This is a genomic window from Tateyamaria omphalii (assembly GCF_019802125.1).
Taxonomy (GTDB): domain Bacteria; phylum Pseudomonadota; class Alphaproteobacteria; order Rhodobacterales; family Rhodobacteraceae; genus Tateyamaria; species Tateyamaria omphalii_B.
In genome coordinates, this window is record NZ_JAHVHT010000002.1 from 86,243 (window position 1) to 103,102 (window position 16,860).

17 protein-coding genes are annotated in these 16,860 nt (G+C 62.5%); 12 read left to right on the forward strand and 5 right to left on the reverse strand.

Annotated elements, in window-relative coordinates:
• The first annotated feature begins 51 nt into the window (after positions 1–51).
• The 9 genes from truB to KUV51_RS09425 all read left to right on the forward strand — a co-directional run bounded on the left by truB (position 52) and on the right by KUV51_RS09425 (position 8,112).
• Entirely contained in the window at positions 52–957 is a 906-nt protein-coding gene (truB, locus tag KUV51_RS09385) for a tRNA pseudouridine(55) synthase TruB (RefSeq protein WP_222521381.1), read from the forward strand.
• 175 nt (positions 958–1,132) lie between these two features.
• Entirely contained in the window at positions 1,133–1,636 is a 504-nt protein-coding gene (locus tag KUV51_RS09390) for a hypothetical protein (protein ID WP_222521382.1), read from the forward strand.
• Between the two features lie 54 nt (positions 1,637–1,690).
• Entirely contained in the window at positions 1,691–2,221 is a 531-nt protein-coding gene (locus KUV51_RS09395; RefSeq protein ID WP_222521383.1) for a DUF1643 domain-containing protein, read from the forward strand.
• A gap of 87 nt (positions 2,222–2,308) precedes the next feature.
• Complete coding sequence (locus KUV51_RS09400; protein WP_222521384.1) at positions 2,309–3,310, forward strand: calcium-binding protein; 1,002 nt, start codon at positions 2,309–2,311, stop codon at positions 3,308–3,310.
• 150 nt (positions 3,311–3,460) lie between these two features.
• Positions 3,461–3,730, forward strand: a complete 270-nt coding sequence (rpsO, locus tag KUV51_RS09405; protein WP_039685405.1) for a 30S ribosomal protein S15 — start codon at positions 3,461–3,463, stop codon at positions 3,728–3,730.
• Positions 3,731–4,013: 283 nt separating this feature from the next.
• On the forward strand, positions 4,014–4,178 hold the full coding sequence (locus KUV51_RS09410; RefSeq protein ID WP_222521385.1) for a hypothetical protein: 165 nt from the start codon (positions 4,014–4,016) through the stop codon (positions 4,176–4,178).
• Positions 4,179–4,324: 146 nt separating this feature from the next.
• A complete protein-coding gene (locus tag KUV51_RS09415) occupies positions 4,325–4,846 on the forward strand; it encodes a hypothetical protein (protein WP_222521386.1) in 522 nt (173 codons plus the stop codon).
• Between the two features lie 169 nt (positions 4,847–5,015).
• The gene (pnp, locus tag KUV51_RS09420; RefSeq protein WP_222521387.1) at positions 5,016–7,151 is read left to right on the forward strand and encodes a polyribonucleotide nucleotidyltransferase; all 2,136 of its coding nucleotides are present in this window, start codon (positions 5,016–5,018) and stop codon (positions 7,149–7,151) included.
• Positions 7,152–7,260: 109 nt separating this feature from the next.
• Entirely contained in the window at positions 7,261–8,112 is an 852-nt protein-coding gene (locus KUV51_RS09425; protein ID WP_261385759.1) for a glycosyltransferase family 2 protein, read from the forward strand.
• A gap of 4 nt (positions 8,113–8,116) precedes the next feature.
• Here KUV51_RS09425 and KUV51_RS09430 read toward each other — a convergent pair whose 3' ends face one another.
• Positions 8,117–8,767, reverse strand: a complete 651-nt coding sequence (locus KUV51_RS09430; RefSeq protein WP_222521388.1) for a peroxiredoxin — start codon at positions 8,765–8,767, stop codon at positions 8,117–8,119.
• A 123-nt stretch (positions 8,768–8,890) separates the two neighbouring features.
• On the opposite strand from KUV51_RS09430, the gene KUV51_RS09435 reads away from it, so the two are divergent.
• The gene (locus tag KUV51_RS09435; RefSeq protein ID WP_222521389.1) at positions 8,891–10,330 is read left to right on the forward strand and encodes an aldehyde dehydrogenase family protein; all 1,440 of its coding nucleotides are present in this window, start codon (positions 8,891–8,893) and stop codon (positions 10,328–10,330) included.
• Positions 10,331–10,448: 118 nt separating this feature from the next.
• On the opposite strand, the gene KUV51_RS09440 is transcribed toward KUV51_RS09435, so the two are convergent.
• Positions 10,449–10,817: a GFA family protein gene (locus KUV51_RS09440; protein ID WP_222521390.1), complete on the reverse strand. Its 369-nt coding sequence runs from the start codon at positions 10,815–10,817 to the stop codon at positions 10,449–10,451.
• 105 nt (positions 10,818–10,922) lie between these two features.
• Here KUV51_RS09440 and KUV51_RS09445 point away from each other — a divergent pair, with 105 nt between their 5' ends.
• Positions 10,923–11,645, forward strand: a complete 723-nt coding sequence (locus KUV51_RS09445) for a helix-turn-helix transcriptional regulator (protein ID WP_222521391.1) — start codon at positions 10,923–10,925, stop codon at positions 11,643–11,645.
• A gap of 276 nt (positions 11,646–11,921) precedes the next feature.
• Here the strand turns inward: KUV51_RS09445 and KUV51_RS09450 are convergent, their stop codons facing one another.
• Positions 11,922–12,569 (reverse strand): RluA family pseudouridine synthase, encoded by a 648-nt coding sequence (locus KUV51_RS09450; protein WP_222521392.1) that lies wholly within the window; start codon positions 12,567–12,569, stop codon positions 11,922–11,924.
• A gap of 106 nt (positions 12,570–12,675) precedes the next feature.
• Between KUV51_RS09450 and KUV51_RS09455 the strand changes: the two genes are divergently transcribed.
• Complete coding sequence (locus tag KUV51_RS09455) at positions 12,676–13,473, forward strand: alpha/beta hydrolase family esterase (RefSeq protein ID WP_222521393.1); 798 nt, start codon at positions 12,676–12,678, stop codon at positions 13,471–13,473.
• Here the strand turns inward: KUV51_RS09455 and rarD are convergent.
• Positions 13,470–14,363 carry an EamA family transporter RarD gene (rarD, locus tag KUV51_RS09460; RefSeq protein ID WP_222521394.1) on the reverse strand — a complete coding sequence of 298 codons (894 nt, stop codon included), beginning with the start codon at positions 14,361–14,363 and terminating at the stop codon, positions 13,470–13,472. The genes KUV51_RS09455 and rarD overlap by 4 nt on opposite strands.
• A gap of 47 nt (positions 14,364–14,410) precedes the next feature.
• Entirely contained in the window at positions 14,411–16,858 is a 2,448-nt protein-coding gene (locus KUV51_RS09465; protein WP_222521395.1) for an FAD-dependent oxidoreductase, read from the reverse strand.
• Positions 16,859–16,860 lie beyond the last annotated feature (2 nt).

Sequence of the window (16,860 nt, forward strand, 5' to 3'; positions counted from 1 at the left end):
CGCCGCGGCCCTGCGATACGCGGCAGCCCTCATTCACAGGGCGAGGGTATCATGGGCCGTTCACGCAAAGGGCGCGACATTTCCGGGTGGTTGGTGGTGGACAAGCCCGCGGGTCTGACCTCGACCGCCGTCGTGAACAAGGTGCGCTGGGCGCTGCAGGCTAAAAAGGCGGGCCATGCAGGCACGCTGGATCCGGAGGCGACCGGCGTTCTGGCTGTGGCCCTCGGCGAAGCAACCAAGACGGTCCCCTATATCACCGACGCGCTCAAAGCCTACCGTTTCACGGTCCGCCTCGGCCAAGCCACGAACACCGACGACGCCGAAGGCGAGGTGATCGCCCAATCCGACACGCGGCCCAGCGACACACAGATCAAGGCCGCCCTCAGCCACTTCATCGGCGACATCATGCAGGTGCCGCCCAAGTTCTCGGCGGTCAAGATCGACGGCCAGCGCGCCTATAAACTCGCCCGCGACGGCGAAGATGTCGAAATCGCCGCCCGCCCGCTATGGGTGGATGAGTTGGTACTGACAGACCGCCCCGACCCCGATCATGTCGAGCTTGAAATGGTCTGCGGCAAAGGCGGCTATGTCCGGTCCATCGCCCGCGATCTGGGCGAAGCGCTCGGTTGCCACGGTCACGTGCGCGAGCTGCGCCGCATCTGGTCCGGCCCCTTTGACGCCGAAGACGGCCTGACCGTCGACCAGATCGAAGAGATGGCGCACACACCCGCGCTCGACGACCACCTGCGCCCCACGGCTGACGGCCTTGCCGACCTGCCCGAACTGCGCGCGACCGCCGAAGGGGCCGCGCGGCTGCGCAACGGCAATCCGGGCATGGTGATGGCCGCCGATGTTGAGTACGGGACAGAATGCTGGGCGTCGCTTGATGGCGTACCGGTGGCTGTGGGCCGCTACAAGGCAGGCGAATTGCATCCCGCGCGGGTCTTCAACCTGTAACAATTCGGCGCAGCCCGCTGAAATTCTACCGGAATCCCATACCCGAAATGCCGTGGATTGTTACAAATCCAGCGGTTTCAATAAGCGTTCCGTGAGCACTCTTCTCAAAAGGAACCATTCGGTCCACATCTATCCCATCACAACGCCCCAACCGTCCTCGAAAGGGAGAGATGACATGACCAACCAAGCACTCCGCACCGCCGGCACCGTCCTGACCGCTGGCGCCTTCGCCACCATCGCATTCGACGTCTTCGGACAGGCCCTTAGCCCGCTCTTCGGCTACGCCAAACTCGCCCCCGTCGGCCTTGCCGGGGCCTCAATCAAGGCGATCTTCGGCGCGAACCCCTCCGGGGCCGCCTACCTGCTGCACGCGCTGACCGGCCTCATTTTCTACGCGGTGGGCTACTTCGCCATCGCCCGCCCGATCCAGCGCGCCGTGCTGCCAAATCTGCACTGGTCGCTGACCGCTGTGGCCTACGGTGTCGCCCTCTGGGTCTTCGCCCTCTACGTCATGGCGCACCTCGTGACCGGCAACAAACCCTTCCTCGGCTTCACCGGCATCACCTGGGTCGCACTCTGGGGGCACATCGTCTACGCCCTGATCGCCGCGGGCATCATGGAGGCCAAGGGCGCCGTCCTGAATATCCGCCGCACGCCAGTGGCCGTGCCCGCCGAATAAGCGATACGACATAAACCGATTGATGGGGCGGTCTGCGGCTGGCAGAACCGCCCCATGATCACTCGAACCCACACCAAAGGCGACGCGCCCTCAACCGCCATCTACTCGGACTGCGAACGCTACCGCTACAGCCTGACACGTGTGTGGGACGACAGCGGAAGACGGGTGAATTTCGTCATGCTCAACCCCTCGACTGCAACGGAAATCCAGAACGACCCGACGGTCGAACGCTGCGAACGCCGCGCACGGACCTTGGGCTACGGCAGCTTTGCAGTCACCAACATCTTCGCATGGCGCGACACGGATCCCCGCGCCATGCGCGCCGCCCAAGACCCGATTGGCCCGGACAACGACGCAGCCATCCACGAACGGGCGCAATGGGCAAACGACGTGATCGCGGCATGGGGCACCCACGGCGAACACATGGAAAGAGGCCCCGCGGTCGCAACACTTCTGCAAGGCGTCGAACGCCCCCTGTTCCACCTCGGGCTGTCCAAGGCCGGGCATCCCAAGCACCCGCTCTACCTGCCCTACGCGCAGCAACCCGAACCTTGGGTGCAGGTCCCGATCGACACAAACTGTTAACCATTTCGCTCAAATGCCTTTGTTTCAAAGGCTGGTCTACGGTATTTGTCCCTTGGGCAATTCCGCCCTGTTGTTTGGACGTGTGTCATGTTGTGGCTTGCTGGTTTGATGGGAATAGTGGCCGTTGGTGCCGTCGGGGTCATGGACATGACCGGCACCACGGATGAGCAGGAAGACGGAACCGACGCCGACGCCAAGCCCGACACCACACCGGAAAGCGACAATGTCGCCGCGCCGTCCGAAGCGGCAACGCTACCCGACGCTCTCGAAATCGACGACCGGTCAGTCCAGGTCGATGATACGCCAACCCCGACAGAAGAACCGCTCGTTCTCGGGACAGAGAGTGACGACAACCTGATCGGGACAGACGGGACCGACACACTGCACGGCGAAGAGGGTGACGACACGATCAACGGCGAAGCAGGCGACGATACGCTTGAGGGGGAAAGCGGTGATGACGTTATCCTTGGCAGCAGTGGCAACGACGAAATGTTTGGTCACAACGATGACGACCAACTTGATGGCGGGGATGGCGATGATCAGATGCACGGCGGCATGGGCGACGACAGCCTTGCCGGGGGTGCTGGCGATGACGCGGTGCACGGCGGACTGGACGACGACACGCTCACCGGTGGTGCTGGGCAGGACACGCTCTTTGGTGGCTGGGGCAATGACGTCCTGAACGGGGTCGAAGACGACCCGGAGACCGAAGCGACGGACGATACGGATGACAAGGATTTTCTGAACGGCGGCGGCGGTGACGACGTCGTGATCGCAGGACAGGCAGATGTCGTGACCGCAGGCGAGGGTGAAGACACCATCGTCGCAGGCAGTTGGTTCGACGGCGGCACGGCAGCGACGATCATGGACTTCAACGCGGACGACGACAACATCCTGCTCGTGTATGACGATCACGAGGAAGAGCCCGAAGTATCGCTGGAAGTGGACCCTGAAAACCCGGACACCATGCGCGTCATGATGAATGGCGTTGCCGTGGCAAATGTCGCCAACGGGGCGGAGATCGGTATGGACAACATCGCCGTAATGCCGCTCAGCCTGGCACAAAGCGCGGGAATGGCGCCGCTCTGATCCAGTCCGGTGTCGGCAAGCTGCCCGTTGCCAAGTCGCCGAATCTCTCCTATACGCGCGCATCTCCGGTCTCTTGCCGGACATTTTGGCCCCGTGCTGGACGACATCCCGGCCGGCGGCGTCTCACTCTAACCTGAAAAGGAGACACCGATGTCGATCACTGCTGAAGATAAAGCGCGCGTGATGAAGGAATACGGCACCAAGGACGGCGACACCGGTTCGCCCGAAGTCCAGGTCGCCATCCTGTCCTCGCGCATCGCCACCCTGACCGAGCACTTCAAGACGCACAAGAAAGACAACCACGGCCGCCGCGGCCTGCTGAAAATGGTTGCCCAGCGCCGCAAGCTGCTCGACTACCTCAAGGGCAAGGACGAGGCGCGCTACACCGACCTCATCAAACGTCTGGGCCTGCGCCGCTAATACGGCTCATCGCTACAGTAAGATTTCAGGCCGCGCCTCGATGAGCGCGGCCTTTCTGTTTGCGCATCCTCGAAAGCACCCGCGCATAGCTGTCCGCTTCCGATGGCATCACACGCAGAAACCACCCACTGTCAGTCTCACAAGGCACCGCGCGGCAAAAAACCGCCGGACGGTTTTCGGCGCACCCCGCTCTCTTGAACCGTCCCCCGAAACAGCCATCTCGATGGTGCAGGCGCAGACGTGACTGCGCGAATTGGAAACCTGTCAAGAAAGGGAATTTGCGATGAACCACGAAACCAAGTCCCCGACTGCTGAAGCACGGGCAAACACCGCTCCACAAGACATCTCCACCTGGCTCAAAAAGCCGCTCACAATTTCCGCGCCCACTTGGGCATTCCTTGCCGCCGGACTGGTGGCGCTGGCTTTGTTCGGCCTCGCTCTGGACTAAACCAACGGCGGCGATGGCCTGTCTCGAAAAGCCACTGGCAGCTGTGTAATCCCTCGGGTCGGCGGGTGGGCACCTTTGCGCGCAGGCGCAAACAGAGCCACCCGGCGACGGTTGGACTCGCATACCGCGCGGCCTACCATCGCCGCATGCCCACCCTGCCCCGCATCGCCCTCTCCGTCCGCCAGCCCTCAGCCTGGGCCATCATCGCGGGGCACAAACCCATAGAAAACCGCACCATGGGTTCCATCCGCGCAGGGCGTATGGGACCCGGGCGCATCGCGCTCCACGCCGCCGCCGGACTGAAGGAAGAAGAATTCCGCTACCTCTACTGGCGCCTCGAAAAACACGGCGTGCAATGCCCCCATCCGCTCGACCTGCCACGCGGCGCCATCATCGGCTCGGTCGAGGTCACAGGCATCATCACGGACTCAGACAACGAATGGTTCGGCGGCCAAGCCGGACTGACACTGAAAGACCCAAAACCCTGCGACCCGATCGCGGCCCCGGGCGCGCTCGGCTACTTCGAGTGGTCCCCCGGCGGGACCCTCGCCCCGCCGACCCGCTGGATGCAGAAATGGGGCACCGCAACACCCGACGCCCAAACTGGCGACCTCTTTCCCGACGCGCCCATCGCCTTTGCCAAGCCGCCCAAGCGCCCCTGGTCCTGAGCGCGGATGCGCCGCAGCCGCGACGCTTTCATTTGCGACCAAAGTGCTGTATGCGCGCACAATCTGAAAGCACGGCGCCCGGACCCCAGCGCCCGCAAAAAAAGATACAGGGGTCAGGGGGAATACGCCCCCTACGCAAATGGCCATCCGGCCAACTTAGGAAACATGTATGTTCAACGAGACGAAAAAATCCATGCAGTGGGGCGAAGAAACGCTCACACTGGAAACCGGCAAGGTCGCCCGTCAAGCGGACGGATCCGTCATTGCCACGCTGGGCGAAACCAGCGTTATGGCGAACGTGACCTTCGCCAAAGCCCCCAAACCGGGTCAGGACTTCTTCCCCCTGACCGTCCACTACCAGGAAAAATACTACGCCGCGGGCAAGATCCCCGGCGGCTTCTTCAAGCGTGAGGCGCGGCCCACCGAGAAAGAAACCCTGACCGCCCGCCTGATCGACCGTCCGATCCGGCCCCTGTTCGTCCCCGGCTTCAAGAACGAAGTGCTGGTGATGTGCACCGTGCTGTCGCACGATCTGGTCAACGACCCCGACATCGTCGCGATGATCGCGGCCTCGGCTGCCCTGACCATCTCGGGCGCGCCGTTCATGGGCCCCATCGCCGGTGCCCGCGTGGGCTTCGAGGATGGCGAATACATCCTGAACCCCACCGTCGACGACATGCAGGACCTGCGCCTGAACCCCGAGCAGCGCCTCGATCTGGTTGTCGCCGGCACCAAAGACGCCGTGATGATGGTGGAATCCGAAGCTTACGAGCTGACCGAAGCCGAAATGCTGGGTGCCGTGAACTTCGCACATGAGCAGATCCAGCCGGTCATCGACCTGATCATCTCGCTGGCCGAAGAAGCCGCGAAAGAGCCCTTCGACTTCCAGGCCCCCGACTACTCGGACCTCTACGAAGCAGTCAAAGCCGCCGGTGAAAAGCAGATGCGCGACGCCTTCGCTATCGCGGACAAACAAGAGCGCACCAGCGCCGTTGCCGCCGCACGCGAGGCCATCATCGCCGCCCTGACCGAAGAGCAAGTGGAAGATCCGAACCTCGGCTCCGCCATGAAAAAGCTCGAAGCGTCGATCCTGCGCGGTGACGTGGTCAAAACCGGCACCCGCATCGACGGTCGCAAAACGGACGAGATTCGCGACATCGTCTGCCAGACCGGCATGCTGCCCCGGACCCACGGCTCGGCCCTCTTCACCCGCGGTGAGACGCAAGGCCTCGTGGTGACCACGCTGGGCACCGGCGACGACGAACAGTTCATCGACGCCCTGCACGGCAACTTCAAATCGAACTTCCTGCTGCACTACAACTTCCCGCCCTACTCGGTCGGTGAAGCGGGCCGCGTGGGCCCTCCCGGACGGCGTGAGATCGGTCACGGCAAACTGGCATGGCGCGCACTGCAAGCCGTGCTGCCCGCCAGCACCGACTTCCCCTACACCATCCGCGTGGTGTCCGAGATCACCGAATCCAATGGCTCGTCCTCTATGGCGTCGGTCTGCGGCGGGTCGCTGTCCATGATGGACGCAGGCGTGCCGCTGAAATCGGCGGTTGCAGGCGTCGCCATGGGCCTGATCCTGGAAGACGACGGCTCCTACGCCATCCTGTCCGACATCCTCGGTGACGAAGACCACCTGGGCGACATGGACTTCAAAGTGGCAGGCACCGAAAACGGCATCACCTCGCTGCAGATGGACATCAAGGTCGCAGGCATCACGCCCGAGATCATGGAGAAAGCCCTCGCACAGGCCAAAGACGGCCGGATGCACATCCTGGGCGAAATGGGCAAAGCCATCACCGGTGCTGCCGAATTCTCCGTCCACGCCCCGCGCATCGAAACGATGCAAGTGCCCACCGACAAGATCCGCGAAGTGATCGGTTCGGGCGGCAAGGTCATCCGCGAGATCGTGGAAGTCTCGGGCGCCAAGGTCGACATCAACGACGACGGCATCATCAAGATCGCCTCGCCCAACGGCGAAGCGATCCAGAAAGCCTACGACATGATCCACGCCATCGTGGCCGAGCCTGAAGAGGGCGCGATCTACACCGGCACCGTGGTGAAAATCGTGGACTTCGGCGCCTTCGTGAACTTCTTCGGCAAGCGCGACGGCCTGGTGCACGTGTCCCAGATCGAAAACCGCCGCCTGAACCATCCTTCGGACGTCCTGAAGGAAGGCCAAGAGGTCAAGGTCAAGCTCCTGGGCTTCGACGACCGCGGCAAGGTCCGCCTGTCGATGAAAGTCGTCGATCAGGAAACCGGCGAAGAAGTGAAGAAAGAGGAACCGGCAGCGGAGTAATCCACCGCCAGTCCTACAAAACAGGCCCCGGCAGCGATGCCGGGGCCTTCTTGTTTCATGCATCCGTTTGTGGTCTCACGACCTCGACCCAAGAACACCAAGGCGCCTTATGCCCAGCCTCACCGACATCCAGATCGTCACCGTCGCCTACAACAGCACCGGCGTGATCGGCGACATGCTCACCTGCGTCCCAGAAGGCGTGCAGGTGGTCATCGTGGACAACGCCAGCACCGACGCGGACACACTGGCCTCACTGGCCGCACAACACGGCGCGACCATCGTCACGAACCCGGAAAACAAAGGCTTCGGCGCCGCCTGCAACATCGGCGCCGCTCATTGCGACCGGACGTGGCTGATGTTCCTCAACCCCGACGCAAGGCTCGAACCCGGCTGCCTCGACACGCTCTGCGCGGCGGCAGACGCGCACACCAACGCCTGCGCCTTCACCCCCCGCGTCCTCGACGGCAAAGGAAAACAAGCCTTCCGCCGCCGCTCCCGTCTGCTGCCGAAAAGCAAACACTGGACCGGACCGGCACCAGAGCAGGACACGAACGTCCCACTCCTCAACGGCGCCGCGATCTTCGTAAAAGCCTCAAACTTCAACACCGTCGGCGGCTTCGACGACCGCATCTTCCTCTACCACGAAGACGACGACCTCAGCCTCCGCCTTGCAGCCGCCCACGGCCCCATCCGCTTCGTCCACGACGCCGTCGTCACACACGCCGAAGGGCGCAGCACCGCCCGCACGCCCGCCACGGCTGCCTTCAAGGCCAGGCACATGGCCCAATCGGCCATCTACACAATGGACAAACACGGACAGTCCGGCGCCCGCACCCGCATCATCGCCCACGGCGTGATGCAACTCATCTCACCCATCAACCTGTTCTCGGCCCGCAAACGGGCCAAGGCACTGGGCTTTCTCAAAGGGGCGCTCTCCAAAGGGATCGCGCCCCAAAGCTAAGGGCTTACTCCGGCGCCTTCGTCTTGCGCAGATACGGCAGGACCGTCTCAAACTCGCCAAACTTCGCCTTCGCATCCTCATTCGACACGCTCGGCGGAATGATCACATCCTCACCCGGCACCCAGTTCGCAGGTGTCGCCACACCTTTGGCCGACATCTGCAGACCATCCAGCGCCCGTATCACCTCGGCAAAGTTCCGGCCCACGGTCATCGGATAGGTCATCGACAGCTTCAACTGCTTGTCGGGGCCAATGATGAACACCGACCGCACGGTCGCACTGTCCGCAGGCGTCCGACCATCGGGCAGGTAGGCTTCGGCGGGCAACATATCGAACGCCTTCGAAACCGCCAAACCATCATCGGCAATGATCGGGAACCCGGCCTTGGCCCCGGCCACCTTCTCAATGTCACCCTTCCACTTCTTGTGGTCCTCAACCCCGTCCACGGACACACCAATCACCTTGGTCCCACGCTTCTCCCACTCGTCCGCCAACTGCGCCACAGCGCCAAATTCAGTCGTGCACACAGGCGTAAAATCCTTCGGATGCGAAAACAGAATGGCCCAGCTGTCGCCGATCCACTCATGCAGCGAAAACGTGCCGTGGTCGGTTTCGACCGTCAAATCGGGAATGGTGTCGTTGATGCGCAAACCCATGATGTCCTCCATCGGGATAGTAATGTCATGGGCAACCTATGCCATCGCACGCACCATTACATCCCCCGTCTTGTGGCGGGCCCATGCAGGTGCCACATTCCATTCAAACTCAGGGAGAGACAGATGCTCGAAAAACGCGATTTCTACATCAACGGCCAATGGGTCGCCCCGCAGGACGGCACTGACCACCACGTGATCGACCCCTCGACCGAGGAGCCGACAGCCGTTATCTCGCTCGGCGGAACCAAGGACGCCGAAGCCGCCATCGCCGCGGCCAAGGCCGCCTTCCCCGCCTGGATGGCGACCCCGGTCGAAGAGCGCATCGCCCTCGTCGAAAAGCTCATCGACATCTACCAAACCCGTGGCGAAGACCTCGCCCAAGCCATGTCCGCCGAAATGGGCGCCCCGCTCGACATGGCGCGCAGCCAGCAGGTCGGCGCAGGCACATGGCACCTGAAAAACTTCATCCGCGCCGCCAAATCCTTCGACTTCATCAAGCCGCTGGGCGACCACGCCCCGAATGACCGGATCATCCACGAACCCGTCGGCGTCGCGGCCCTGATCACCCCGTGGAACTGGCCGATGAACCAGGTCACGCTCAAGGTCGGCGCGGCGGCCATCGCAGGCTGCACCATGGTCCTGAAGCCATCCGAGGAATCCCCCCTCAACGCCATGATCTTTGCCGAGATGATGGACGAGGCGGGCTTCCCCCCCGGCGTCTTCAACCTCGTCAACGGTGACGGCCCCGGCGTCGGCACGGTCCTGTCGGGTCACCCGGACGTCGACATGGTCAGCTTCACCGGCTCCTCCCGCGCGGGCCGCCTGATCTCGAAAAACGCCGCCGACACACTCAAGCGCGTGCACTTAGAACTCGGCGGCAAAGGGGCCAATGTCATCTTCGACGACGCGGACGAAAAGGCCGTCAAACGCGGCGTCCTGCACATGATGAACAACACCGGCCAATCGTGTAACGCGCCCAGCCGCATGCTGGTGCAACGCGGCAAATACGACGCCGCCGTCGAAGAAGCCGCCGCCGTCGCAAACAAAGTCACCGTCGGCCCCGCCAGCGAAGAAGGGCGCCACATCGGCCCGGTCGTCAACGAAGTCCAATGGACCAAAATCCAGGACCTCATCCAAAAAGGCATCGACGAAGGGGCCAAGCTGGTCGCCGGTGGCACAGGCCGCCCCGAAGGGTTCAACAAGGGCTACTACGTCCGCCCCACCGTCTTCGCAGATGTCAACAACGACATGACCATCGCGCGCGAAGAAATCTTCGGCCCCGTCCTGTCGATCATCCCGTTCGAGACCGAGGAAGAAGCGGTTCAAATCGCCAACGACACCCCCTACGGCCTCACCAACTACGTCCAGACCCAGGATGGCGCCAGACTGAACCGCATGGCGCAAGCGCTCCGCTCCGGCATGGTCGAAATGAACGGCACCTCCCGCGCCGCAGGCTCCCCCTTCGGCGGCATGAAACAGTCCGGCAACGGGCGCGAAGGCGGCATCTGGGGGCTCGAAGACTTCCTCGAAGTCAAAGCCGTCTCCGGCTGGGCGGCCGAATAAGCCCATCCTTTCTTCGGGCTGAAAATACCTCGGGGGGAGGCCGCAGGCCGGGGGGCTGGCCCCCTCCCACACCGGCCTCCCAACACAAACGCACCGCACAACACGGTACGGCGGGGTTTCACCCCGCCACCACTTCCGCCCAAACCGGCCGATCCCCCTCATGCTCGTGAAAGGAATTCCGCACGCCGGGATCGTCATCCAGACACTGCGCATTGATTGGAAAGGACGCATCCGGCGACAACGGCTCGCCCAATGATGTCCCGCACCTCCGACAAAACGACCGGTAATAGGTAAAGGGCGGCGCAGGCACCACCGTCTCGATCTCCCCCTCCCCCGCCAGCAAGGTGAATTGATCCCTCTCAACAAACACGATGGTCGACGTGCCCAGTTTGCGGCACCGCGAGCAATGGCACGTCCCCATCATCTTCGGCTGCCCCGCGATGACAAAACGCACCGCGCCGCACATGCAACTCCCCTCGATGTCCATCCGACCTCTCCACTGTTCAATGATTGCAGGACAGGTCTATCGCCCCCATGCTGACAGCATGATGTCAGCATGTTTCCGGCACACTCATCGCAATGGGAGCACATCATGCGCCGCGGCGACCGCCTGTTCGAAATCATCGAAATCCTGCGCAGCGCCCGCGGGCCAATCTCGGCCGACACAATCGGGCAAAAGCTCGAAGTGACCAAGCGCACCGTCTACCGCGACATCGCAGCACTCATGGCCCAGCGCGTGCCGATCCGGGGCGAGGCTGGCATCGGTTACATCCTCGAAGCCGGGTTTCACATGCCGCCGCTGATGCTGACGGCGGATGAAATCGAAGCCGCCATTCTCGGCGCGCAATGGGTCCAGACCCGCGGTGAGCCTGAGCTGGCCGGTGCAGCGAAAAACCTGATCGCCAAGATCGAAGCCGTCGCACCCGACAGCGCGCAAACAGCCTTTGTCGCCCCGGTCACAAGCGTCGCACCGGTCGACCCCCCGACCGAGGTCCTGAGCGCCGCCGACATCCGCACCGCCATCCGCCACCGGCGCAAGATCAGGCTGACCTATGCAGACACAAACGGCACCGAAACCATCCGCGTCATCTGGCCCCTCCTGATCGGCTACCGCGACGCGGGCCGGATCATCGCCGCGTGGTGCGAGCTGCGTGAAGGCTTCCGTTACTTCCGAACCGAGCGGATCACGCAGGCCGACTTGCTGCCCGACAAGATCCCCCGCCGCATGGATCTCCTGCGATCCGAATGGCGCGCCGCGTTGGACGCAGAACGCGCAACATTCCTCGAAAAGAGCCCCGGAACAGAAACGCCGTAAGGCGGGGTTTCACCCCGCCGCGCCCGCCAAAATTCACCAAATCTCAACATGTCTTAACGCCAAGGCTCACGTAAACAGTCCGTTAACGGGATCCAGCCAGCCACGCAGACTCAAAACGCGCAGTTTCATCGCCAAAATGTGCACTTTCCGCAAAACCCACCGAAAACGGCCCATTCCAGGCCTCGCAAAACGCGCAGTTTCGGGCCCAAATTTCGCAGTTTAGCCTCGCACATCGCACCGCACGCCGCGTTAACCCCACCGCACGATGCCCCAGGATCAGAACGGCGCAGCCTTCCGAAACCGCATCATCTTCCCCGAATCCGGATGCTTGATCCGCAGCTCCTCCGAATGCAGCATCAACCGCTCAAAGTCGCGCGCAGGCCCCGTCGCATAGAACGGATCGCCCAATATCGGATGGCCCAATTCCGCCATATGCACCCGCAACTGATGGCTCCGCCCCGTCTGCGGCATCAACCGCACGCGGCTCTCCGTTTCAGTGTCCCGCAGCACCCGCCAATCGGTCACCGCAGGCTTGCCATTCTCATGATCCACATGCTGCTTAGGCCGGTTCGGCCAGTCCACGATCAAAGGCAGATCTACCCGCCCTGTCTTGGGCGTCATCCGCCCCCAAACCCTTGCCACATAAGTCTTTTTCGCCGCCCGTAGCTCGAACTGTTTCGACAAGAACCGCTGCGCGTGGGGCGTCAATCCGAACACCATGACCCCACTCGTATCCCGGTCCAACCGATGCACCAACAAGGCCTGCGGCCACACCGCCTGCACCCGCGCGATCAGGCAATCCGACAGGTGTTTCCCCTTGCCCGGAACACTCAGCAGACCCGAGGGCTTGTCGACCACCAGCATCTCCGCATCATCATGCAGAATGTCCAAAGGATCATCGGGCGGGGCATAGACATCATCCATCCCGACCGCCTGACAAATGCGCAGCCAGATGGCAAGCCCCATCACGTTTGAGAGAGGCACACGGACAAGGATTGCCTGAATCGCTCTCCCATGATCTGCCAACAATATGAAATACTTAGCCGCCCTCCTCCTCGCCCTTCCCACTTTCGCCATGGCCCAATGCGGCCCGGATGCCGCCTGCGAAATCGACGGCGGCACCTACCACATGGCGGGCGTCGAAAGCGGCGGAGCTCCCGCTCCCGCGCTCGTCTTTTTCCACGGCCACAACGCCACCGGACAGATGATTTTCCGGGGCGGCATCCAGTCGGAATTCGCCGACGCAGGCTACGTCGTCATCGCCCCCAACGGCCAACCCATCCCCGGCCGCCAAACCCGCGCCTGGCCGGGCCGCGAGGGAAGTGCGCGAGACGACGTGTCCTTCGTCATGGACGTTGTCGAGGACGCCAAAACCAAGGCGGGTATTGACCCAAACCGCATCTTTGTCGCGGGCTTTTCGGCTGGTGGATCAATGGCTTGGCTCATGGCATGCAGAGAAGCGGACGCCTTCGCCGGCTTCGTCTCCATCGCCGGAGCCCTCCGCGAACCCAACGACACCGCGGACTGCCCCGATGCCCCCGTCCGCTTCCTCCAAATCCACGGTTTTGCAGACAACCAGGTCCCATTCGAAGGGCGCGCGATCCGCGACTGGCACCAGGGCAGCCTGTGGGACAGCCTCGCCCTCGCCCGCACGGCAAACCAATGCCGCACACATCCCGACACCATCGAGATCGGCGACCAGTTTCGCTGTCGTGACTGGAACGTAAGCTGCGCAAATGGCGCGATAAAATTCTGCGAACATGACGGCGGCCACGGCATGCCGCGCGGCTGGACGACCCTCGCTAAAGAGTGGTTCGAGGGCTCCTAAGCCGTCGCCCGCATCTGCCGCAACATCGACACGGAGTAGATCACCAGCGCCGCCCAGATCATCGGAAAGGCAATCATACGCGCCTGCCCAAACGGTTCCTTGAACACCACAACAGCGCACAGAAAAATCATCGTCGGCGCGATGTATTGCAGGATCGCGATTGTCGTCAATCGCAGCCCCTTCGCCCCGTTTGCGTACAAAATCAATGGTATAGCGGTCACCGCGCCACAACCAAGAAGCAGCCAGTCAGTGCCGGTATCGCCCACCAGAAACTGCCCCTGCCCGGTGCTCGACAGCCAACCGACATAAGCCAAGGCCGGGATCAACAGGATCAGCACCTCAAGCAGAAACCCTTGGTTGGGGCCGATGGGAAGCTGTTTCTTGGCGAGCGCATAGAACCCCCACGTCACCGTCAGACCCAAAGCAGCCCACGGTACAACCCCAGCAGACACAGTCAGAACCACCACGGCGCAGGCGGCCAATCCGATCGCCACCAGTTGCGCTCCGGTCAAACGCTCACGCAGCAGAACCGCGCCCAAAGCCACTGAAAACAAGGGGTTGATGTAGTAGCCCAAGGCTGCGTCCAGCGCGTGATCGTTGGTTATCGCCCAGACATAGATGCTCCAGTTCAACGTGATCAGCGTTGCGGTCACGCACCCCATCGCCAACATCCGCGGGTTGCGCAGCGCTGCCATCAGATCACCTGTGCGCCGCAATATGATCAGCAGCACAGCCGCAATCGGCACCGACCAGATAATACGATGCGCAACCACCTCAGCCGGTCCAAGATGATCCAGCAGCTTCATATAGAGCGGCAGGAAACCCCACAGAAAGTAAGCCGAAACAGCAAAGCCAAGCCCTTGGGGCGTGTCACCGGATGGTTGTGTCATGGGGGTGGTCCTTTCGGATCCACCCCTAGCACCGGTTCACACCCGCGTCACGCCTTCACACGCTCGGATTTCGCGTCATACATCGGCTTCAAAGACGCCTCAGCCACAACCCGTGTGCCTGCCACGTCGATCTCAAACGTGGACTCCAAAACCTCCGCCGCCGTCTCGCCCTTGCAGGGCACGTAGCCTAGGCCCATGGCCGCACCCAGATGGTGTCCATACGCACCTGAACTGAGATAGCCGACGATGTCGCCGTTCCGCACAATCGGCTCGTTGTGATAGAGCAGCGGCTCCGGGTCCGTCAGCTTGAATTGCAACAGTCGATTTTCCAGCCCCTCGTCCCGCTTGCGCAGCACAGCGTCGCGCCCGATGAAGGACGGCTTGTCCTTCTTCACCGCGAAGCCAAGCCCGGCTTCCAGCACGTGATCCTCGCAGGTGATGTCATGGCCGAAGTGGCGGAAGCCCTTTTCGATCCGGCAGGTGTCCATCATGTGCATCCCGCACAGTGACATGCCCAAATCCTGCCCCGCCTCGTACAGCGTTTCGAACACGTGGCCCGCCATGTCAGAAGACACGTAGACCTCCCACCCAAGCTCGCCCACATAGGTCACACGGTGCACACGGGCGAGGCCCATGCCGATCTCGATCTCTTGCGCGGTGCCGAACGGGTTTACCTCGTTCGAGAAGTCGGCGGGGCTGACCATTTGCAAGAGTTTACGGGCATTTGGCCCCATCACGGCCAGCACGCCCTCGCCCGCCGTCACGTCGGTGATGACCACGTTGAAGTCGCCCACATGCCGTTGCATCCACGTCTGGTCGGCCAGCCGCGTCGCTGCCGGAGTCACAACCAGATAGGCGGTTTCGGACAGGCGTGTGACGGTCACGTCCGCCTCTATCCCGCCGGTGTTGTTCAGGAACTGGGTGTAGACGATCTTGCCCACTGGCACCGTATAGTTGCCGCCGCCCACGTAGTTCATGAACGCCTCGGCATCGCGCCCCTCGACCCGGATCTTGCCGAAGGAGGACATGTCATACATGCCCACATTCTCGCGGATGGCCTTGTGTTCGTCGGCGACGTTGCCAAAGAAGTTCTGCCGCTTCCATGAGTATTCGTAGGCCGGTTCCTGACCGTTCCGCGCGATCCAGTTGGCGCGCTCCCAACCTGCGAATTCGCCCATCACGGCACCATGCTGGATCAGGTGGTTGTGGAACGGGCTGCGACGCACGCCGCGTGCCGTCGCCTTTTGCCGGTACGGGAAGTGGTCGGCGTAGAGCAGGCCCAGCGTCTCAGTCGAACGTTCGGCGAGGTAGGTCTTGTTGCCCTGGAAGGGCTGCATCCGGCTGATGTCCACGTCGCCCAGATCGAAGGGCTTGTCGCCATCTTCCATCCACTGCGCCAGCGCCATACCGGCACCGCCCGCCGACTGGATACCGATGGAGTTGAAGCCGCAGGCGACCCAGACATTGTCCATCTCGGGCGCGAGGCCAAGGTGGTAGGCGTCGTCTGGGGTGAAGCTCTCCGGCCCGTTGAAGAAGGTGTGAATTCCCGCCTCTGCCAGCATCGGCATGCGGTTTACCGCCGCTTCGAGGATCGGCTCGAAGTGGTCGAAGTCTTCTGGCAGTTGGTCGAATTCAAAGTCCTTGGGGATGCCATTCAGCGCCCAGGGTTTGGCGTTCGGCTCGAACGCGCCGAGCAGCATTTTGCCTGCATCTTCCTTGTAGTAGGCACACTCGTCCGGGATGCGCAGCACGGGAAGTTGCTGCAAGCCCTGAATGGCCTCGGTCACGATGTAGAAGTGCTCGCAGGCTTGCAGCGGCACGTTCACGCCCGCCATCTTGCCCACTTCACGGCCCCACATACCTGCGCAGTTCACGATCATGTCGCAGGCGATATGACCGCTGGTGCCATCTTCGCCCTGCCAGTCGACACCGGTTACCTTGCGGCCTTCGCGTACGATGTGGGTCACTGCAACGCGCTCCTGCACCTTCGCACCGCGCTGACGGGCACCTTTGGCCAAGGCCAACGCGATGTTGGCCGGATCGCCTTGCCCGTCCAGCGGCAGATACACACCGCCTGTCACATCATCGATGTTCAGATGGTCGTAGCGCGCCTTGACCTCGGTCGGAGAAATCTCCTCGACCTCAACGCCGAAGGCGCGCGCCATACCTGCCTGACGTCGGAGTTCCTCCAGCCGTTCGTCGGTCAGCGCGGCGGTGATCGAGCCTACACGCTTGAAGCCGGTCGCGACTCCGGTTTCCGCTTCCAGATCGCCGTAAAGCTCCTGAGAATAGCGTGCCAGCTTGGTCATGTTGGCCGTGGCCCGAAGCTGAGCGATCAGGCCAGCGGCATGCCAAGTGGTGCCGCAAGTGAGTTGCTTGCGCTCCAGCAAAACCACATCTTTCCACCCCAGCTTGGTCAGGTGGTAGGCGACAGAACACCCAATGACACCGCCACCAATGATGACGACGCGGGCGTGGGAGGGAAGGTCAGGCATGG